At 68.3% G+C, this 20231-nt stretch carries 19 protein-coding genes; 17 read left to right on the forward strand and 2 right to left on the reverse strand.

Annotated elements, in window-relative coordinates; translation table 11 throughout:
* Nucleotide 1: 1 nt before the first annotated feature.
* Nucleotides 2-1558, reverse strand: coding sequence for a Re/Si-specific NAD(P)(+) transhydrogenase subunit alpha (locus ATK74_RS04710; RefSeq protein WP_098459959.1), 1557 nt, complete (start codon nt 1556-1558; stop codon nt 2-4).
* A gap of 312 nt (nt 1559-1870) precedes the next feature.
* Between ATK74_RS04710 and rpsO the strand changes: the two genes are divergently transcribed.
* The 4 genes from rpsO (at nt 1871) to dapB (ending at nt 6730) form a co-directional block, all read left to right on the forward strand.
* Nucleotides 1871-2134: a 30S ribosomal protein S15 gene (gene rpsO / locus ATK74_RS04715; RefSeq protein ID WP_098459960.1), complete on the forward strand. Its 264-nt coding sequence runs from the start codon at nt 1871-1873 to the stop codon at nt 2132-2134.
* Nucleotides 2135-2317: 183 nt separating this feature from the next.
* Nucleotides 2318-4528: a polyribonucleotide nucleotidyltransferase gene (locus tag ATK74_RS04720; protein ID WP_098459961.1), complete on the forward strand. Its 2211-nt coding sequence runs from the start codon at nt 2318-2320 to the stop codon at nt 4526-4528.
* A gap of 303 nt (nt 4529-4831) precedes the next feature.
* Nucleotides 4832-5761: a type IV toxin-antitoxin system AbiEi family antitoxin domain-containing protein gene (locus ATK74_RS04725; protein WP_143483566.1), complete on the forward strand. Its 930-nt coding sequence runs from the start codon at nt 4832-4834 to the stop codon at nt 5759-5761.
* Between the two features lie 234 nt (nt 5762-5995).
* Nucleotides 5996-6730, forward strand: a complete 735-nt coding sequence (gene dapB / locus ATK74_RS04730; RefSeq protein ID WP_098459963.1) for a 4-hydroxy-tetrahydrodipicolinate reductase — start codon at nt 5996-5998, stop codon at nt 6728-6730.
* Between the two features lie 35 nt (nt 6731-6765).
* Here dapB and ATK74_RS04735 read toward each other — a convergent pair whose 3' ends face one another.
* On the reverse strand, nt 6766-7299 hold the full coding sequence (locus ATK74_RS04735) for a GNAT family N-acetyltransferase (protein ID WP_098459964.1): 534 nt from the start codon (nt 7297-7299) through the stop codon (nt 6766-6768).
* An 81-nt stretch (nt 7300-7380) separates the two neighbouring features.
* Between ATK74_RS04735 and ATK74_RS04740 the strand changes: the two genes are divergently transcribed.
* From ATK74_RS04740 to ATK74_RS04800, 13 genes are all read left to right on the forward strand, one after another.
* A complete protein-coding gene (locus ATK74_RS04740; RefSeq protein ID WP_098459965.1) occupies nt 7381-9063 on the forward strand; it encodes a ribonuclease J in 1683 nt (560 codons plus the stop codon).
* Between the two features lie 114 nt (nt 9064-9177).
* A complete protein-coding gene (gene rpmB, locus ATK74_RS04745; RefSeq protein WP_098459966.1) occupies nt 9178-9363 on the forward strand; it encodes a 50S ribosomal protein L28 in 186 nt (61 codons plus the stop codon).
* 118 nt (nt 9364-9481) lie between these two features.
* Complete coding sequence (locus tag ATK74_RS04750; protein WP_098459967.1) at nt 9482-11695, forward strand: ATP-dependent DNA helicase RecG; 2214 nt, start codon at nt 9482-9484, stop codon at nt 11693-11695.
* Nucleotides 11696-11712: 17 nt separating this feature from the next.
* Nucleotides 11713-12300, forward strand: coding sequence for an RsmD family RNA methyltransferase (locus ATK74_RS04755; RefSeq protein WP_098459968.1), 588 nt, complete (start codon nt 11713-11715; stop codon nt 12298-12300).
* A 3-nt stretch (nt 12301-12303) separates the two neighbouring features.
* Nucleotides 12304-12795 carry a pantetheine-phosphate adenylyltransferase gene (gene coaD, locus ATK74_RS04760; protein ID WP_098459969.1) on the forward strand — a complete coding sequence of 164 codons (492 nt, stop codon included), beginning with the start codon at nt 12304-12306 and terminating at the stop codon, nt 12793-12795.
* On the forward strand, nt 12788-13285 hold the full coding sequence (locus ATK74_RS04765; RefSeq protein WP_098459970.1) for a hypothetical protein: 498 nt from the start codon (nt 12788-12790) through the stop codon (nt 13283-13285). Before coaD ends, ATK74_RS04765 begins: the two co-directional genes overlap by 8 nt.
* A gap of 48 nt (nt 13286-13333) precedes the next feature.
* Nucleotides 13334-13936: a YceD family protein gene (locus ATK74_RS04770; protein ID WP_245840700.1), complete on the forward strand. Its 603-nt coding sequence runs from the start codon at nt 13334-13336 to the stop codon at nt 13934-13936.
* A 4-nt stretch (nt 13937-13940) separates the two neighbouring features.
* Nucleotides 13941-14132, forward strand: coding sequence for a 50S ribosomal protein L32 (gene rpmF / locus ATK74_RS04775; RefSeq protein ID WP_098459971.1), 192 nt, complete (start codon nt 13941-13943; stop codon nt 14130-14132).
* Nucleotides 14083-14871, forward strand: a complete 789-nt coding sequence (rnc, locus tag ATK74_RS04780) for a ribonuclease III (RefSeq protein ID WP_425440092.1) — start codon at nt 14083-14085, stop codon at nt 14869-14871. The genes rpmF and rnc overlap by 50 nt, the downstream gene beginning before the upstream one ends.
* Entirely contained in the window at nt 14871-15731 is an 861-nt protein-coding gene (gene mutM / locus ATK74_RS04785) for a bifunctional DNA-formamidopyrimidine glycosylase/DNA-(apurinic or apyrimidinic site) lyase (protein WP_098459973.1), read from the forward strand. The genes rnc and mutM overlap by 1 nt, the downstream gene beginning before the upstream one ends.
* Before the next feature lie 20 nt (nt 15732-15751).
* Nucleotides 15752-16312 (forward strand): GtrA family protein, encoded by a 561-nt coding sequence (locus ATK74_RS04790; RefSeq protein WP_342745419.1) that lies wholly within the window; start codon nt 15752-15754, stop codon nt 16310-16312.
* A gap of 1 nt (nt 16313) precedes the next feature.
* The gene (gene smc, locus ATK74_RS04795; protein ID WP_098459974.1) at nt 16314-19871 is read left to right on the forward strand and encodes a chromosome segregation protein SMC; all 3558 of its coding nucleotides are present in this window, start codon (nt 16314-16316) and stop codon (nt 19869-19871) included.
* Between the two features lie 89 nt (nt 19872-19960).
* Entirely contained in the window at nt 19961-20203 is a 243-nt protein-coding gene (locus tag ATK74_RS04800) for a hypothetical protein (protein ID WP_098459975.1), read from the forward strand.
* Nucleotides 20204-20231 lie beyond the last annotated feature (28 nt).

The following is a 20231-nucleotide window of genomic DNA, read 5'->3' on the forward strand; positions in this document are numbered from 1 at the left end:
CTCAGGCCTCCTTCTTGAACATGCCGAGCATCCGGTACGACACCAGGAACCCGCCGAAGATGTTGATCGATGCGATGGTCGCGGCGATGAAGCTCATCACCAGGACTGCGATGTTGGTCGAACCCAGCTGCAGCAGGGCGCCGACCAGGATGATGCCGGAGATGGCATTGGTCTGAGCCATCAGCGGCGTGTGCAGCGAGTGGGCGACGCCGCTGACCACGTAGAAGCCGACCACGACGGCCAGTGCGAAGACCGTGAAGGCTCCGACGAAGCTGGCCGGCGAGAAGGTGACGGCCAGCACCACCAGCGCCGCGGCGAGCGCAGACCAGATCAGCTGACGAGTGGTCTTGGCCTTGGCCTGGGCCGCCTCACGAGCAGCCTTGACCGCCGGATCCTCGACCGGCTTGGCCTCGACGGCAGCCGTCGGCGCTGCCGACACCTGCACCGGTGGCGGTGGCCACAGGACTTCGCCGTCCTTGGAGACGGTCATGCCGCGCACCACGACGTCCTCGAAGTCGAAGACGACCTCGCCGTCCTTGGCCGGGGTGAGCAGCTTCATCAGGTTCACCACGTTGGTGCCGAAGAGCTGCGAGGCCTGGGTTGGCAGCCGGCCGGCCAGGTCGGTGTAGCCGATGATCTTCACGCCGTTCTCGGTCACCACCAGCTTGTCGGCCACCGAACCCTCGACGTTGCCGCCGTTGGAGGCGGCCATGTCGACGATCACCGAGCCGGGCTTCATGGTGGCCACCATCTCGGCGGTGATCAGCCGCGGAGCCGGGCGTCCCGGGATCAGCGCGGTGGTGATGATGATGTCGACGTCCTTGCACTGCTCGGCGTACATCTGAGCGGCGGCCTGGTTGTAGGCCTCGGAAGCCTCCTTGGCGTAGCCGTCGCTCGACTTCTGCTGTTCGGCCTTCACCGCGACGAACTCGCCGCCCATGGACTGGACCTGCTCGGCCACCTCGGCGCGCAGGTCGGTGGCCCGGACGATCGCGCCCAGCGACTTCGCGGTGCCGATCGCCGCCAGCCCGGCCACGCCGGCGCCGGAGACGAAGACCTTGGCCGGAGGTACCTTGCCGGCCGCCGTGACCTGCCCGGTGAAGAACGAGCCGAACTCGTTGGCCGCCTCGACCACCGCGCGGTAGCCGGCGATGTTGGCCATCGAGCTGAGCACGTCCAGCGCCTGAGCGCGGGAGATCCGCGGCACGGCGTCCATTGCCAGTGCGGTGATCTTGCGCTCGTTGAGGGCGGCCACCAGCTCGGGGCTGCGGGCCGGAGCGAGCAGAGAAACCAGCACCGCGCCTTCGCGGAGCTTGGCGATCTCGGCCTCGCTAGGAGGATTGATCTTGGCCACCATCTCGGCCGCCCAAATTGCTGGGCTGTCAGCGACGGTGGCACCGGCGGCGGCGTAGTCGGCGTCGGGGTAGGAAGCCTTGGTCCCGGCCCCCTTCTCGACGAGCACCGAATGACCTAGTTGGATGAGCTGAGCGACGGTCTTCGGGGTGGCCGCAACGCGGGTCTCCCCGACCTGAGTCTCCAGGGGGATGCCGATCTGCATAAGTTGTAAGTCCTTCCGACGAAGTCGGCCCGGCAAAGCCAACGGTCGGTAGCGTAGTGGGCACCGGGGTGAACATTCTTCCTCGACCCGGGCCTCGGGCCGCCCGATCGTGCAGTGGGGCTGGTTTTGCCCGCCGAGGGGCACCGATTACGCACGCGATTGGCCCGCTGGTGCCGCGGCCCGGTAACATTGCCTCGCCGTCATGACGGCCGCGGACGCCCAAGAGCTCCCACGATCCGAAATCTGAAACGAATCGGACCTTTGGTCAGGGGAGCGCCGCGCAACGGGAAACCGAGAGGAGAGCAGCCGAAGATGGACGCTGACACCAAGAAGAAGATCATCGAAGAGTACGCGATCGCCCCGGGCGATACCGGTTCGCCGGACGTTCAGATTGCGCTGCTCACCAAGCGGATCGCGCACCTGACCGAGCATCTGAAGGAGCACAAGGGCGACCACCACAGCCGCCGTGGCCTGATGCTGCTGGTCGGCCAGCGCCGCCGCCTGCTCAACTACGTGATGAAGAACGACGTTGAGCACTACCGTTCGCTGATCGCACGCCTCGGCCTGCGTCGGTGACACTCGCTTCTTGATCAGCCGGTGACGGACTCCGTCACCGGCTGATCGTGCGTACAACCCAAGATCGAGCCCGACCGGCAACTGGTTTGGTCCTCGGTAGTGACTTTCGGGAAACCTCGAGTTCCCCGCGAGCCTCGATCGAAGACCGGGCGAGGAGCGGCGGGGATAACGAAAGGAATCTGAATGGAAGGTCCTGAGATTCGCTTCACCGAGGCCGTGATTGACAACGGTTCATTCGGTAAGCATGTGGTTCGGTTCGAGACCGGACTGCTCGCCAAGCAGGCCAATGGCTCTGCTGCTGTCTACCTGGACGGCGACACCATGTTGCTGTCGGCCACCACTGCGGCCAAGAACCCGCGGGATGCCGTCGACTTCTTCCCCCTGACCGTCGACGTCGAGGAGCGGATGTATGCCGCGGGCCGGATCCCCGGCTCCTTCTTCCGTCGCGAAGGCCGGCCGTCCGAGGGCGCCATCCTGGCTGCCCGGCTGACCGACCGTCCGCTGCGTCCCTGCTTCGTCAAGGGCCTGCGCAACGAGGTCCAGGTCGTCATCACCGTGATGGCGCTGAACCCGAACGTCCGCTTCGACGTGCTGGCCATCAACGCCGGCTCGGCGTCCACCACCTTGGCCGGTCTGCCGTTCTCCGGCCCGGTCGGCGGTCTGCGGATCGCCCTGATCGGTGACCAGTGGGTCGGCTTCCCGACTGTCGACCAGATGGAGCAGTCCACCTTCGAGATGGCGATCGCCGGCCGGGTTCTGCCCGATGGCGATGTCGCGATCATGATGGTGGAGGCCGAGTCCACCGCCGCCACCTGGGATCTGGTTCGCTCCGGCCGCACCGCTCCGACCGAAGAGGTCGTGGCGCAGGGCATCGAGGCGGCCAAGCCGTTCATCAAGGCGCTGTGTGATGCTCAGGCCGAGCTGGCCGCCATGGCTCCCAAGCCGGTCAGCCAGTTCCCAGTCTTCCTAGACTACCAGCCCGACGTGTTCGCCGCTGTCGAGGCCGCCGGCCTCGATCGGCTCAAGGCCGTCATGTCGATCGCCGGCAAGGCCGAGCGGGAGGCTGCGACCGAGGAGCTGAAGGCTGCTCTGCACGCCGAGCTCGACGCGCAGTTCACCGAGCGGGAGAAGGAGATCAGCGGGGCGTTCTACGCGCTGACCAAGAAGGTCGTCCGGCACAAGACGCTCACCGAGAAGGTGCGCATCGACGGCCGTGGCGTCCGGGACATCCGGACCCTGTCGGCCGAGGTCGGCGTGCTGCCCCGGGTGCACGGTTCGGCGCTGTTCCAGCGTGGCGAGACCCAGATCCTGGGCGTCTCCACCCTGAACATGCTCGACATGGAGCAGAAGCTGGACACGCTCTCCCCGGAGACCACCAAGCGCTACATGCACAACTACAACTTCCCGCCGTACTCCACCGGCGAGACCGGCCGAGTCGGCTCGCCGAAGCGGCGGGAGATCGGTCACGGCGCGCTCGCTGAGCGGGCCCTGATCCCGGTGCTGCCCAAGCGCGACGAGTTCCCCTACGCGATCCGTGAGGTGTCCGAGGCTCTCGGCTCGAACGGTTCGACCTCGATGGGTTCGGTCTGTGCGTCCACCCTGGCCCTGCTGAACGCCGGTGTGCCGCTGAAGGCTCCGGTGGCCGGTATCGCCATGGGCCTGATGAGCGAGGAGATCGACGGCGAGACCAAGTACGTCGCGCTGACCGACATCCTGGGTGCTGAGGATGCCCTCGGCGACATGGACTTCAAGGTTGCCGGTACCCGTGACTTCGTCACCGCCCTGCAGCTGGACACCAAGCTCAACGGCATCCCGTCCGAGGTGCTGGCTGGCGCTCTGCAGCAGGCGCGTGAGGCTCGCCACACGATCCTGGACGTGATGGGTGAGGCCATCGACGCTCCGGACGAGATGAGCCCCTACGCTCCGCGGATCATCACCATCCGGATCCCGGTCGACAAGATCGGCGAGGTCATCGGGCCCAAGGGCAAGATGATCAACCAGATCCAGGACGACACCGGCGCCAACATCTCGATCGAGGATGACGGCACCATCTACATCGGTGCCGACAACGGTGAGGCCGCAGAGGCCGCGCGCATGATCATCAACGGCATCGCCAACCCGACCATGCCGGAGAAGGGCGAGCGCTACCTGGGCACGGTCGTGAAGATCATGCCGTTCGGCGCGTTCGTCTCCCTGCTCCCGGGCAAGGATGGCCTGCTGCACATCTCCAAGCTGCGTTCGCTGGCCGGCGGTGGCCGGGTGGAGAACGTGGAGGACGTGGTCAGCGTCGGCCAGAAGATCCAGGTCGAGATCTCCGAGATCGACGAGAAGGGCAAGCTGTCCCTGATCCCGGTCGTCGAGGAGAAGGCAGCCGAGGCGGAGCCCGAGGCCTGATCTGAGATCGTTCGGCTCAACCTGAGCCGATCAGCTCGTCACAGTGGCCGGCGTCCTACGGGACGCCGGCCACTGTGCTGTTCGCGGGGCCGTCCGTCCGCTTCGCTACCGGTTGGCCTACTTCGCTACCGGTCGGTCCACTTCGCTACTGCTCTAGGGGTAGCGAAGCGCGTCCACGGGTAGCGAAGCGGACGCGTCTCGGCCGGCGCCGCAGTGATGACGGCCGAGTAGCTATCCACAGATTCGCCCGGATCGGGCCGATGGCCCCCTGAATGGCAGGCTCAGCGTGGTGTGCTGTGCGTCATGGATCGTGGGCGGACGACCGACGAGCTCGTCCGAGGCGAGGGAATCGCACCGGGCGAGCTGCGCGCGGCCTGCAGGGATGGGCACCTTGAGCGCATCCGGCGGGGGAGCTACGCAGCCAGGACCGACCTGGACGCGCTCGCCCGGCATCGCCGCCTCATTGCGGCGACGTTCCCACTGCTCGCGGAGGGCAGCGTGCTGAGTCATACCTCTGCTGCCGTGCTGCATGGCCTTCCTGTGCGCGAGGATCGTCTTGATCGGGTGTGGGTGACCCGGGCCGGCGACGGCCATGGTCGGCACGGACCGGTGGTCCATTTGCGCAGGGCGTCGTTGTTGCGAGATGACCTCGACGCTGTTGACGGGTTGCCGGTCACGAGCCTGGCCCGCACGGTAATGGATCTGGCACGGGAGCTGACCCTCGACTGGGGTGTGGTCGGGCTGGATGCCGCCCTGGCCGACGGCTGCGCGCCCGAGGCTTTGGGTGAGGTGCTCGACCGAATGAGCAACTGGCCTGGACGGCGTCGCGCGGCCGCGGCACTTCGACTTGCCGATGGTGCAGCGGGGTCGCCCGCTGAGTCGATCAGCAGGGTGCAGATGTACCGGCTGGGGTTCCCGATGCCCGTCACGCAGTTCCGAGTGATCCTGGACGGTGCGCTTGTTGCGACAACTGACTTTGGCTGGGATGACTACGGGCTAGTGGGCGAGTGTGATGGACGAGTCAAGTACGGCGAACTGCTTCGTCCAGGTGAGACGCCGGCCGACGCGGTGATGCGCGAGAAGCGCCGTGAGGAGAGGATTCGCCAGGCGGGCTTCTGGATCGTCCGGTGGGGATGGCGTGAGGCCAACGACCCCGACCAGTTGCGGAGACTGCTTCGTCGGGGGTTCGACCTGGCGCCGCGCCATCCGGCGCCGAAAGCTCAGCGGGCGTAGGGCACTCGCAGGCCGTAGGACCCCTCTCGGATCACCAGTCGCTGCCGCCGCTCTCTGTCGGGGCCCGCTTCGCTACCCCTTGGGCTGCTTCGCTACAGCTCCACCGGTAGCGAGGTGGCAGTACCGGTAGCGAAGCAGCCGGAACGGTAGCGAGGTGAGCCGCGTTCGCGGCGCGTAGTGCAGCGAGTGGATGGCCTTGTGCTGTCTAGGATGGCCGCGACGGAAGGATGGACGATGAAGGTTGCAGTGTTCGGGGCCAAGGGACGGATGGGCGCCGAGGTCTGTCGGGCTGTTGAGGCCGCCGACGGCCTGGAACTGGTCGCCGCGGTCGATGCCGGTGAGGACCGCAGCGCCGTCGAGCAGGCCGACGTGGTGGTCGACTTCACCGTCCCTGCCGTGGTGATGGACAACATTGCCTGGTGCGCCGAACGCGGCATCAACGTCGTGGTCGGCACCACCGGCTTCGCCGCGGAGCGGCTGGACCAGGTGCGCGAGTTGCTCGGCCCGCAGCCGACCTCCGGAGTGCTGATCGCGGCCAACTTCTCGATCGGCGCGGTGCTGATGATGCGCTTCGCCGAGCAGGCGGCCCGCTTCTACGAGTCGGCCGAGATCATCGAACTGCATCACCCGGACAAAGTGGACGCCCCGTCGGGCACGGCCCGGGTGACGGCCTCCCGGATCGCCCAGGCGCGTGCCGAGGCCGGGCTGGGTCCGGTGCCGGATGCCACCACCAGCGACCCGGACGGAGCCCGTGGCGCGGTTGTCGACGGAGTGCATGTGCACGGGGTGCGGCTGCGTGGCCTGGTGGCCCATCAGGAGGTGCTGTTCGGCGCGGTGGGGGAGACCCTCACGGTTCGGCACGACTCCTTCGACCGGGCGTCCTTCATGCCCGGGGTGCTGTTGGCCGTACGGGCCGTGGTCGACCGTCCAGGACTGACCATCGGCATCGACGACCTGCTCGGCCTCTAGCCGCGCGTCTGGCCGCACTGACAGCGGCAGGAGCCCTAGGCGAGCCCGGTGTGCAGCCGGACCAGCTTCAGCCGAGGTCCGTCGCCACTCATGGCCACCTCGGTGTGCGCGCCGTCAGCGGCCCAGCCGGAGGACACCAGGAACTCCCGCAGGACGTCGTCGGTCGAGCGCACCCACCAGGTGGCCCGGGCGAAGCCGTCCGCGCGCAGAGTGTCCGCCACGGCATTGAGCAGCCGGGAGCCGTGGCCCGACCGCCGGGCCTGCGGGTCCACACTGAACTCGGCCACCAGCGCATCCGAGCCGGCGACGGCGTCCGGATCGTCGGAGGGGCCGACCACGGCGAAGCCGACCAGTCGCTCGGCGCCGATCGCCACCAGGACCCGGAACTGAGCCAGCGGCGGACGCACGATGGCGGCCTCCCAGCTGGCGGTCATGGCGGCCAGATCGGCCGAGGCCAGCAGCTGGTCGGAGAGCTCGGACGGGTAGTCGGAGACCCAGCAGCGACGCTGCAGGGCAGCGATGGCGGCGGCCTCCGCGGGCAGGGCCAGGCGTACTGAGTCAGCGATCACCGGGTCACTGTACCCACCTTGAAGCGCCGGCAACCTGCGTCGGAATCGTTGGCTGAGCCCCCGGCGGGCTAGTTTTGGCTTGTGCGTGAGACCTTGAAGAAACCTCCGAAGCTGGCTGCCGACACCTTGCGGGTCATTCCGCTGGGCGGGCACGGCGATATCGGCCGCAACATGAGCTGCTTCGAGATCAACTCTCAGCTGCTGTTCATCGACTGCGGCGTGCTGTTCCCCTCCGATGACCAGCCCGGCGTCGACCTGATCCTGCCCGGGCTGCACTTGATCGAGGATCGGCTCGACCAGGTACAGGCTCTGGTCCTCACCCACGGTCACGAGGACCACATCGGTGCGGTGCCCTACCTGCTGCGCCGCCGTCCCGATCTGCCGGTCTATGGCTCCCGACTGACCCTGGCACTGGTCCAGGCCAAGCTGCGCGAGCATCGGGTCGGCCAGACCAACTTGCACGAAGTCGCCGAGGGCGACCGGGTCCAGGCCGGCGAGTTCAACCTGGAGTTCTTCGCGGTGAACCACTCCATCCCGGACGCCCTCGCGGTGGCGCTGCGGACGAAGGCCGGCTCGGTGCTGCACACCGGCGACTTCAAGATGGATCAGCTCCCGCTGGACCATCGGCTGACCGACCTGCGCGGGTTCGCCCGGCTGGGGGAGGAGGGGCTGGATCTGTTCATGCCCGACTCCACCAATGCCGACACCCCCGGCTTCACCACCGGCGAGCGGGAGATCGAGCCGGCCATGGAGCGGGTCTTCGCCCAGGCCGACAAGAAGCTGATCGTGGCCTGCTTCGCCTCGCACGTGCACCGGGTCCAGCAGGTGATGGACGCGGCCGCCCGGCATCGCCGCAAGGTGGTCTATGTCGGCCGCTCGATGCTCCGCAACATGACCGTGGCTAGGGAGCTCGGCTTCCTGCGGGTGCCGGAGAACACTTTGATCGAGCTCAAGCAGATCGAGAACTACCGCGACGATGAGGTGGTGATCATCTCCACCGGCTCCCAGGGCGAGCCGCTCAGCGCACTGTCCCGGATCTCCAACCACGAGCACCCGGTGATCACCGCGGGCCCCGGCGACGTGGTGCTGCTGGCCTCGTCCCTGATCCCGGGCAATGAGAACTCGGTCTACCGGGTGATCAACGCCCTGATCCGCAATGGGGTCAACGTCGTGCACAAGGGCAATGCGCTGGTGCACGTGTCCGGCCACGCTAGCGCGGGGGAGTTGCTCTACTGCTACAACCTGCTGACCCCGAAGAATGTGCTGCCGGTGCACGGTGAGGCCCGGCACCTGATCGCCAACGCCAAGCTGGCCATCTCCACCGGAGTCCCGCCCGAGCGCACCTTCGCGGTCGAGGACGGTGCCGTGATCGACCTGGCCAAGGGCGTGGCCCGACAGGTCGGTCAGCTGGAGTGCGGCTACATCTTTGTGGACGGCCTGACCGAGGGTGAGATCGGTGACGCCGAGCTGACCGATCGCAAGATCCTCGGCGAGGAGGGCTTCATCACGGTGATCGCGGTGGTGAACCTGCACAGCGCCGAACTGGTCAGCGGACCGGACATCCACGCCCGTGGTTTCGCCGAGGACGACTCGGTCTTCGACGAGATCCGTCCCGAGCTGGCGGCCGCCCTGAGACGCTCATTGGCCGACGGCGCCGACGACACCTATGTGCTCCAGCAACTGCTGCGCAGGCTGATCGGACGCTGGGTGAACAACAACTTCCGGCGCCGTCCGATGATCCTGCCGATCGTGGTGGCGTCCTGACCGATTGGCCAGGTGCCCGACCCGTCGGGTATCGTGGGCAGGTCCCCGCAGTGGGGGCCGTTCTTCTGGCTGCGATCGAGCGCCGGAACAGTTTGGATAACGAGGAGTGCTGCGGTGGCTGCCGTCTGTGACATCTGCGCCAAGGGGCCCGGCTTCGGGCACAACGTGCCGTGGTCGAAGAAGAAGACCAACCGGCGTTGGAACCCGAACATTCAGCGGGTCCGTGCTGTGGTCGAGGGCACCCCCAAGCGTCTCAACGTGTGCACGTCCTGCCTGAAGGCCGGTCGCGTCACTCGCTGACCCAACGTCGAGAGACCCGCTTCGGCGGGTCTCTTGTCATGTCCGGACGTGGTCGATCGACACCCGGCGAGTGTCGCCGTGGGCCGGTCGTCGGTGGCTGCACCTAGGCTGAACGCTCATGGGAACGAACCTGGACGGCTGGCACACGCAGGCCTATGCGCGGCTCTATGCGCCGCTGTCCAGTGTGCTCGGCGAGCGCACCGCCAAGGAGTTCACGGCGCTGCGGATCCAGACCGTCGGCGACCTGCTGCGACACATCCCGCGGCGCTACCTGTCCGGTACTGAACTCACCGACCTGGCCACGCTGGTCGAGGGCGACCATGTGGCTGTGATGGCCAAGGTTGGCAACATCGAGCGGCATTCGGCCCGACCATCGGCCGGCCGCAAGCCGGCCCCCGGCCGCCTCGAAGTCACCCTCACCGACGGCAAGGGTCGGCTCACCGCGACTTTCTTCGGACGCGATCACCTGCTCGACTGGTGGAGCCGCCAGCTGCAGGCCGGGGTGGCCGGACTGTTCGTCGGCAAGGTCGGCAGCTTCCGCAACCAGCTGCAGATGAGCCATCCCGAGTTCGTCATGCTCGATGCGTCCGGACGAGTGGTGGCCACCGGCGAGGAGAAGGCGCTCATGGCCGAGCTGGCCCGCACCGGACTGGTCGGGATGTATCCGGCCACGGCCAAGTTGCACACCTGGAAGGTGGCCGAGTGTGCCCGGCTGGCCCTGGCCAGTGTGGAGGGCGTCGAGGACCCCTGGCCGTCCTGGGTGCGCGAACGGGCCGGAGTGCTTGGTCTGAGCCAGGCTCTGGCCGCCGTCCATCAGCCCGCCGACCTGGCGGAGGCTGAGCGAGGAGCCGAGCGCCTGCGCTTCGATGAGGCGCTGTCCACCCAGCTGACCATGGCCTATCGGCGGGCCGACGCGGCCACCCGCAAGGCGATCCCGCGGCCCCGGGTCGCCGAGGGCCTGCTGGACGCCTTCGACGCCCGGCTGCCGTTCACGCTGACCGCGGGCCAGCAACAGGTGAGCGCCGACATCCTGGACGACCTGGCCAAGGACCGTCCGATGCAGCGGCTGCTCCAGGGCGAGGTCGGCTCGGGCAAGACCGTCGTGGCGCTGCGGGCCATGCTGGCCGTGGTGGACTCCGGCGGCCAGGCCGCGCTGCTGGCGCCCACCGAGGTGCTGGCCGCCCAGCACTACCAGACCATCACCCGGCTGCTGGGTGAGCTCGGCGGCGGCCGGATGCTCGGCACCCCGGACGTGGCCACCGAGGTGGTGCTGCTGTCTGGCTCACTGTCGACGGCGGCCAAGAAGTCGGCCATGCTGCGGGCGGCCAGTGGCGAGGCCGGGATCGTGATCGGCACCCATGCGCTGCTGGCCGACCGGGTGCAGTTCGCCGAGCTGGGTCTGATCGTGATCGACGAGCAGCATCGCTTCGGCGTCGAGCAGCGGGCTCAGTTGGCCGAGAAGGCGTCCAGCCGTCCGCATGTCCTGGTGCTGACCGCCACCCCGATCCCGCGTTCGGTGGCCATGACCATCTTCGGCGACCTGGACGTGTCCACCCTGGCCGAGCTGCCGTCCGGCCGGGCCCAGGTCTCCACGGTGGTGGTGGACGCCGCCCTGCGGCCGGCCTGGGTGGATCGTGCCTGGGAGCGGGTTCGCGAAGAGGCGGCCACCGGCCGGCAGGTCTTCATCGTCTGCCCACGGATCGGCGGCCAGGGTGATCCGGCTGCGGGCCTCGGCGTGGTCGAGCTCGCCGAGCAACTGCGTTCGGGGCCATTGGCTGATCTGCGCGTAGGCGTCCTGCACGGCCAGCTCCCGTCCGACACCAAGGACCAGGTGATGAGCGACTTCGCCGGGCACCGGCTGGACGTCCTGGTGGCCACCACGGTGATCGAGGTGGGCGTGGACGTCCCGAACGCCACCATGATGGTGGTCTGGGACGCCGACCGGTTCGGCATCTCCCAGCTGCATCAGCTGCGCGGGCGGATCGGCCGGGGGGAGCACCCCGGGGTGTGCCTGCTGGTCACCCAGGCCGGCGCAGCCGAGCCGTCCCGGGCCCGGCTGGACGCGGTGGCAGCCACCACCGACGGCTTCGAACTGGCCGAACTCGACCTCGAGCAGCGCCGCGAGGGCGACGTGCTCGGCGCCGACCAGGCCGGCACCCGATCCAGCCTGCGGCTGCTGCGCGTGCTTGAGCACGCCGACCTGATCGGACAGGCGCGGGAGCTGGCCATCGAGTGCGTCGCGGCCGACCCGCAGCGCCTGGTCCCAGGCTTCGCCGACGCGGTGCGGGCCACCGAGTTGCTGTCCGGCGGCGATTGGCTGGAGCACAACTGAGGGCCTAGCCTGAGCCGGTGACCAGGATCATCGCGGGATCGCGGCGTGGCCAACGGCTGCACACCCCCGACCATCCCGGCACCAGGCCGACCAGCGACCGGGTTCGCGAGGCGGCCTTCTCGCTGATCTGTGACTGGGCCGGCACGGTCGGTGAGCCGCCGGAAACCACCTTGTCCGGGTTCAGCTTCCTCGATCTCTACGCGGGCACGGCTGCAGTGGCGCTGGAGGCGGCCAGCCGCGGTGCGGCACCGGCGTGGGCTGTCGAGTCCGACCAGCGGGCGGTCGCGGTGGCTCGCCGCAATGTCGCCGACACCCGGCTGGACGTCCGAATCGTCGCTGGACGGGTGGAGCGGATCCTCACCGGAGAGGCGCCGCAGGCCTTCGACATCATCTGGGCCGATCCGCCCTACGCAGTCGAGCTGGATCGGCTCGATCCAGTGCTCAGCGCCGCCTTCGAGGCCGGTTGGCTGGCCGCCGACGGGCTGTTCGTCCTCGAGCGGTCATCGAGAGATACCCCCCCGAGTTGGCCCGATCAGATAGCCGAGAGCTGGGTTCGACGTTACGGTGAGACGACGCTCTACTTCGCTGCCACCGCCGGAAGGTGAACTTTGCTAGCCGTCTGCCCCGGATCCTTTGATCCGATCACCTATGGGCATCTCGACATCATCACCCGTGCCGCCCGTCTTTTCGACGAGGTGGTGGTGGCGGTCGGTCAGAACTCCACCAAGCGCTACCTTTTCGATGCCGAAGAGCGGCTGAAGCTGGCTGTCGAAGCCACCGCAGGTATCCCCGGCGTCCGAGTGGAGCCGTTGTCCGGGCTGCTCGTGGATTTCGTCACCGGACTAGGTGGGGGAGTCGTTGTGAAGGGGGTTCGCTTCGCCTCGGATTTCGACTTCGAGCTGCAGATGGCTCATCTGAATTCGGCGGTTGGCGGAGTCGAAACTATTATTCTCCCCGCGTCGTCTGTTTGGGGGACGCTGTCATCGACGATGATTCGCGAGATCGCAGCCCACGGCGGCGATATCTCTGAGTTCGTCCCAGAAGTTGTCTCCCGGCGGATCCGCCAAATCGCCGGCAGGAAGGAGCAAGCAGATGGTTGAGCGGACCCAACAGGTCCTTCAGCAGCTGCGTGAGTTGGTCAGCACGGCCAAGAGTGTGCCGATGTCGGCATCTTGCATGGTGAATCGCACTGAGGCCATCACGTTGATTGACCAAGCTGCCCAGGCCCTGATCGACGACACCCAGGAGGCTCAGCGGGTGGCCGCGACCTCCCTGGAGACCCTTGAGCGTGCTCAGGCCGAGGCCAAGCAGATCATCGAAGCCGCCGAAGAGAAGGCCCGGTTCTTGGCCGGCCAGTCGGCGGTCGTCGAAGAGGCCAAGCGCAAGGCCGCTCAGCTGGAGGCCAAGGCCCTCAGTGATGCTGAAGCACTCAGCCGCGAGGCCGATGCTTACGTGGACGCCCGGATCGCCAGTTTCGAGGCCGGGCTACACAAGACCATGTCGCAGGTGCGGACGATGCGGGAGCGGCTCTCGCAGCGCTCTGCGCTCGACGACACCAACACCCAAGCGCTGCCCAGGCTGCGCGACTGATTCGGACTCGCTTTTGTGGCCGGACCTCCGGCACGGTAGAGTCCTCCTTTGGTTACGACGCTGTCGAACCGCGTGTTGAAGGGATACCTCGTGCCTCCCCGTCTGCCTGACTCTCGCTCCGGTCTCGTGATCGATACCCATGAGCTGAGCCGAAGGGCTGGCGTGCTGAAGGAGATCACTCAGGTGGCCCAGGCGCCCGCGGACCTCGGCATCGAAGTGATCGGGGTGCCACTCGGCTCACCCATCGAGCTCAGCCTGCGGCTGGAGTCGGTGGTGGAGGGGGTGCTGGTCACTGGGACCGCCATGGTTCGGCTCCAGGGCAGCTGTGCACGGTGTCTGGACGAGATCTCCGAGACTGAGGAGTTCGACCTCCAGGAGCTGTACTGCTACCCGGGGAAGGAACTTGACGATCCGGAGGCCAGCCGCATCGAGGGAGAGTTGATCGACCTCGAACCCGTCCTGCGGGACGCGGTAGTACTCGATTTGCCGTTCACGCCGTTGTGCCGCCCGGATTGTGCCGGGTTGTGTCCCGAATGCGGGGCCAACCTGAATCAGGATCCGGATCACGGCCACGCTGAACCCATCGATCCTCGGTGGGCTGAGCTAACGGAGTGGGCGCAACCCAGCAACGACACGAAGAACAAGGAGTAACGCCGTGGCCGTTCCCAAGCGGAGAATGTCCCGTGCCAACACCAGGGCTCGCCGCTCGCAGTGGAAGACCACTGCCCCGACCCTTGTGACGTGCGCGAATGCCGCCTGCGGCGCCAAGCACCTGCCGCACACCGCGTGCCCCGAGTGTGGCCAGTACGGCCCGCGGGCTGCACGTCGTCAGGTTCTGGACGCCTGAAGCTCCGGCCACGTCCGGAACATCAGCGGCGACGAGCCGCGCCCTGCAGCTGATTGAGCAGCTGGGGATCGATCTCGACCCCCAGCTGTTTCGGCTTGCCATGACCCACCGCTCGTACGCGTACGAGAACGGTGGGCTGCCGCACAACGAGCGTCTGGAGTTCCTGGGCGACGCCGTGCTGGGCATCGTGGTCACCGAGCATCTCTACCTGACGTTCCCTGAGCTGCCCGAAGGCCGCCTGGCGAAGCTGCGCGCCGCCGTGGTGAACTCGCACAGCCTGGCCGACGTGGCCCGCGATCTGGATCTCGGCGATGAGATCCTGCTCGGCAAGGGCGAACAGACCACCGGCGGTGCCGACAAGTCGTCCATCCTGGCCGACTCACTGGAGGCATTCCTGGGTTCGGTGCTGATCTCGGCCGGCCGGGACGCCGCCGACCGGCTGATCCACCATCTCTTCGACCCCTTGGTCGCCAGTGCGGCCGCGATGGGTGCGGGCCTGGACTGGAAGACTAGCCTTCAGGAGTTCTGCGCCGACCAGAGCCTGGGCGGGCCGTCCTACCGGATCACCGAGTCCGGCCCCGATCACGACAAGCGCTTCGAAGCCGTGGCCGTGATCGGTGAGGAGACGTTCGAGCCCGGAACCGGTACCTCGAAGAAGCTTGCCGAGCAAGGCGCGGCCGAGAACGCCTTCACGACCTTGTCGGCGCGGCTGACCGTGCCACAGGAGACGCCGGCCTGATGCCCGAGCTGCCGGAGGTCGAAGTCGTCCGCCGGGGGTTGGTCACCGCAGTGGCCGGACGCACGGTTTCCGACGTCCAGGTGCTGCACACCCGTCCGGTGCGGCGACACCCGGGCGGTCCGGAGGACTTCGCGCAGAGCCTGGTCGGGCGCACCTTCGCCGAGCCGAAGCGTCGCGGCAAGTACCTGTGGCTGCCCTTCGCCGACGGGGACGCTCTGCTGGCCCATCTGGGCATGAGCGGGCAGTTCCGGCTGGACGGCCAGGAGCAGCCGCTGCCGCCGCACTGTCGGGTGATGTTCGGCTTCACTGATGGTGGCCCCCAGTTGCGCTTCGCCGACCAGCGGATGTTCGGCGGCCTGGCGATCAGCCCCGGTGGCGCGGACGCGCCGGCCGAGTTGGCCCACATCGCCCTCGATCTGCTCGATCCGGAGCTCGACCTTTCGGTGTTGGCCGCCCGGATCCGTACCCGCAGCTCCGGGATCAAGCGGGTGCTGCTGAACCAGGAGATCGTCTCGGGGATCGGCAACATCTACGCCGACGAGTCGCTGTGGCTGGCCAAGCTGCACTACGACACCCCGGCCGACCGCCTGTCCCGGGCCAAGGTGATCGAGCTGCTGCAGGCCGCCCATCAGGTGATGACCGCCGCTCTGGCCGCCGGCGGGACCTCGTTCGACTCGCTCTATGTGAACGTCAACGGCTCATCGGGCTACTTCGAACGGTCGCTCAACGCCTACGGCCGCGAGGGGCTGCCCTGCCTGCGCTGCGGACGTCCGATGGTCCGCGAGCCGTTCATGAACCGGTCGTCGTTTCGGTGCCCGTCCTGCCAGCGCTCACCGCGTCGCGACGCCGTCCGCGGCTGAGCCATATATCCTTCGCAGTTGTGAGCCCAGCCGATCTCTACCGCCGCTACGGCCATGTCGCGCGGCAATTCGTGAAGTTCGGGATCGTCGGCGGTGCCGGCGTCCTGGTGAACATGGTGGTCGCGGTGGTGATGAACAAGCTCCACGGCGGCACCCAGCACGCCCAGGACATCCTGTGGTCGCTGCCGGGCACCGCCTACAACCTGAGGTTCACCTCGGTGGTGTGGATCGCCGGCTTCCTGGTGGCGAACCTGTTCAACTTCCAGCTGAATCGGTCCTGGACCTTCCGGGACACCAAGGCGGCGCCTTGGCTGGCCGAGTTCTGGCCGTTCCTGGCTGTGGGCAGCGTGGCTGCGCTGGTCGGACTGTTCATCAAGATCGGCTTCACCAACCCGACTTCTCCGATCTACCTGCCCGAGCCCTGGTTCCACGAGAACGCCGGACTGGCCTCGCGGGAGTACTGGTCTCAGCTGTTCACCATCGTGATCACCACTCCGATCAACTTCGTGGTGAACAAGCTGTGGACCTTCCGTCACATCCGTGGCCGGCACGCGGCTGCATCCGGGACGAGCGCGAGCTGAGATGTACCTGAAGTCCCTCACCCTCCGCGGCTTCAAGTCCTTCGCCTCGACCACCACCTTGGCCTTCGAGCCGGGGATCACGTGTGTGGTCGGCCCGAACGGCTCAGGCAAGTCCAATGTGGTGGACGCCCTGGCCTGGGTGATGGGCGAGCAAGGGGCCAAGAGCCTGCGCGGCGGGAAGATGGAGGACGTCATCTTCGCCGGCACCTCCGGACGGGCGCCGCTGGGCCGGGCCGAAGTGGTGCTCACCATCGACAACTCGGACGGCGCGCTGCCGATCGAGTACACCGAGGTGACGATCAGCCGGACCATGTTCCGCAGCGGCGGCTCCGAGTACGCCATCAACGGCAATCCGGCCCGGCTGCTGGACGTCCAGGACCTGCTCAGCGACTCCGGCATCGGCCGGGAGATGCACGTGATCGTCGGCCAGGGCCAGCTGGACTCGATCCTGCAGGCCACCCCGGAGATCCGGCGCGGCTTCATCGAAGAGGCTGCCGGGGTGCTCAAGCACCGCAAGCGCAAGGAGAAGGCCGAGCGAAAGCTCGAGGCCACCGCCGCCAACCTGAACCGGCTCTCCGACCTGCTCGGTGAGATTCGCCGCCAACTCAAGCCGCTGGGCCGCCAGGCCGAGGTGGCCCGCAAGGCCGCGGTGATCCAGGCCGACCTGCGCGACGCCAAGGCCCGGTTGCTGGCCGATGATCTGGTCAGCCTGCAGCAGAGCCTGGCCGGGGAACTGGCCGCCGAGGCCGAGCTGAAGGCTCGCCGACTGCGCCTGGAGCGTGAGCTCACCGAGGCGCGCGAGGCCGAGGCGCAGGCCGAGCAGGTCTCGCGGCAGGCCGCACCGGTCCTGGCCGCCGCCCAGGAGACCTGGTACTCCCTGGCCGCCATGGCCGAACGCCTGGCCAGCACCGAGTCGATCGCAGCCGAGCGGCTGCGCAATGCGTCCCAGGTCGGCACCGAGGAGCGTCCCGGACGCGACCCCGAGGCGATCGAGCGGGAGGCCGCCGAGATCCGCTCCGCGGAGGCCGAGTTGGGCATCGAGCTGGTCGAGAAGACCGCGGCCCTGTCCGAGGCGTCCCGGCTGCGGGGGGTGGCCGAGACGGCCCATGAAGAGGCCGAACGCCAGTACGCCGCCCAGCAGCGAGCCATCGCCGACCGCCGTGAGGGGCTGGCCCGGCTGTCCGGTGAGGTGAACAGCCAGCGCACCCGGGCCGAGGCGAGCGCGTCCGAGATCGATCGGTTGCAGCTGGCCCAGGCCGAGGCGCAGCAGCGCGCGGCAGAGGCCACCCGGCGGTTCCACGAGTTGGAGACCCGGCTGGTCGGGCTCAGCGCCGGTGAGGCCGGCCTGGACGACGCCTATGAGCAGGCCGCGGAGGCCCAAGCCGAGGCCGAGGCTGAACTGGAGCGACTGACTGCCGCCGAACAGGCCGCCACCGCCGAGCGTGGGGCGCTGGCCGCCCGGGTCGAGGCGCTGGCACTGGGACTGGAACGTCGGGACGGGAGTGCGGCCCTGCTGGCCGCCGGCGAGCGGCTGGACGGCCTGCTCGGCTCGGTGGCCGCCCTGATCAAGGTAGCCCCGGCCGATCAGCTGGCGATCGCGGCTGCGCTGGGGTCGGCTGCCGATGCCGTGGCCGTGACCGGAGTGAGTGCCGCCCTGGTCGCCTTCGATCATCTGAAGGCCGAGGACCTGGGTCGCGCGGGGCTGTTGCTGGGTGGCCCGGGCACCAGCCAGCGGGCCGACTGGCCCGAGCTTCCGGCCGGCGCGCGCTACGGGATCGAGCTTGTCGAGTGTGCGGCCCAGTTGCGTCCGGCGCTGGAGCGGCTGCTGTTCAAGGTGGCCGTGGTCGACGACATCGACACCGCAGCCGAACTGGTGGCTGCGTTGCCCGAGGTCACGGCAGTGACCCGAGAGGGCGATCTGCTCAGCTCGTGGTTCGCCGCTGGCGGCTCGGCCGCCAAGCCGTCCCTGCTCGAGGTGCAGGCAGCTCTGGACGAGACCAATGCCCGGCTGGCGGCTGCCCAGGCCGAGACCGAGCGGTTGCGGTTCGAGCTCAGCACGGCGCGGACCCGGCTGGCCGAGGCCGAGCAGCGCACCGAAGCGGCGCTGGCCAGGCTGAACGAGTCCGACGCCGAGCATGCCGCGCTGGCCGAGGAGGCCGGAGAGCTGAACCAGGCGGTCCGGGCCGCGCAGGGCGAGGCCGGTCGGCTCGCCGCGCAGGCCGAAGCTGCGCAGGCGGCTCGCGCCCAAGCCTTGGCCAACCTGGCCGAACTGGAGACCCGGCTGGAACTCGCCTCGGCCAAGACCGAGGCCAGCGAGGCCGATCCCACCGAACGCGACCACACTGCCGATCTGGCCCGAGCGGCGCGTGCCGCCGAGATGGACGCCCGGCTGGCGCTGCGCACCCTGGAGGAGCGCGCCCGGGCCCTGGCCGGACGGGCCGAGAGCCTCACCCGTGCTGCCCAGGCCGAGCGGGACGCGCGCGCCCGCGCCGAAGCGCGCCGCGAGCAGTTGCGTCGGGAGGCCGAGATCGCCGGTGCCGTCCGTACCGCCGCGGCCTGGCTCTCGGAGCAGCTGGCCACCTCGCGCGCCCAGGCCGAGGAGGCCCGCCAGCAGGCCCAGCAGGTGCGGGCCGGAGCCGAAGCTGAGTTGGTCGCGGCCCGCCAGCGGGGCCGGGAGCTGGCCAAGGAGTTCGAGAGCCTGGTCGACACCGTCCACGCCGACGAGCTGGCCCGGGCCCAGCGTCAGCTGAAGGTCGAGTCGCTGGCTGAGCGGGCCCTGACCGAACTGGGCCTTGAGGCCGAGGCGCTGATCACCGACTACGGCCCGGACGTCCCGGTTCCGGTGCTCACCGGGAGCGATGGTCTGCCGCTGGCCGAGGGCGAGACCGCCGAGCCGGTTGCCTACGTCCGCTCCGAGCAGGAGAAGCGACTGCGCGCCGCCGAGCGAGATCTGGCAGTGCTGGGCAAGGTGAACCCGCTGGCCCTGGAGGAGTTCGACGCGCTCAGCGAGCGGCACGCCTTCCTGGCCGAGCAACTCACCGACCTGCGCAAGACCAGGACCGACCTGATCGACATCATCAACGAGGTGGACACTCGGGTCCAGGAGGTCTTCGCGGCCGCCTACGCCGACGTGGAGAAGGCCTTCGAGGACTCGTTCTCGCGGCTCTTCCCCGGCGGCGAGGGACGTCTGGTGCTGACCGAGCCGGGGCAGTGGCTGACCACCGGCGTCGAGGTCGAGGCCCGTCCGGCCGGCAAGAAGGTGAAGCGGCTGTCGCTGCTGTCCGGTGGCGAGCGCTCCCTGGTCGCCGTGGCCTTCCTGGTGGCGCTGTTCAAGGCCCGGCCCAGCCCCTTCTACATCCTCGACGAGGTCGAGGCCGCCCTCGACGACGTGAACTTGGGCCGGCTGCTGGACATCTACGGCGAGCTGCGCGAGAACAGTCAGCTTCTGGTGATCACCCATCAGAAGCGGACCATGGAGATCGCCGATGCGCTCTACGGCGTGACCATGCGCGCCGACGGGGTATCGGCTGTGATCAGCCAGCGTTTGCGCGAGGGCTAGCGCCCCGCGGGTGTCACTGGTCAGGGGACCTGGTTCGAGCGAGGATAATTGGGCCTACAGACGAGCAGAGGAGTTGGACGAGAGTGACGATGGCAGTGATCTTCATTGCGATAGTGCTGGTGCTGGCCTTGGTGATCATCGCGATTGTGGCGGTGGGCATGAACGGGCCGGTGGCTGACGACGCCCCGGAGATTGCCAACGTGCTGGCCAGCACCGCCCGGCACCTGAACGGTGACGCCGAGCCGCCGCAGGGCCTGGTCAACTTCTTCGAAGAGATCCCGGATCTGCGCCCGCGCAGCGCCACGTCAGCGGTCGAGGCGAGCAAGCACTGAGTGTCCGTTGGCGTCAGTGATCGCCGAC

Source organism: Propionicimonas paludicola (assembly GCF_002563675.1).
In the GTDB taxonomy this organism is placed as follows: domain Bacteria; phylum Actinomycetota; class Actinomycetes; order Propionibacteriales; family Propionibacteriaceae; genus Propionicimonas; species Propionicimonas paludicola.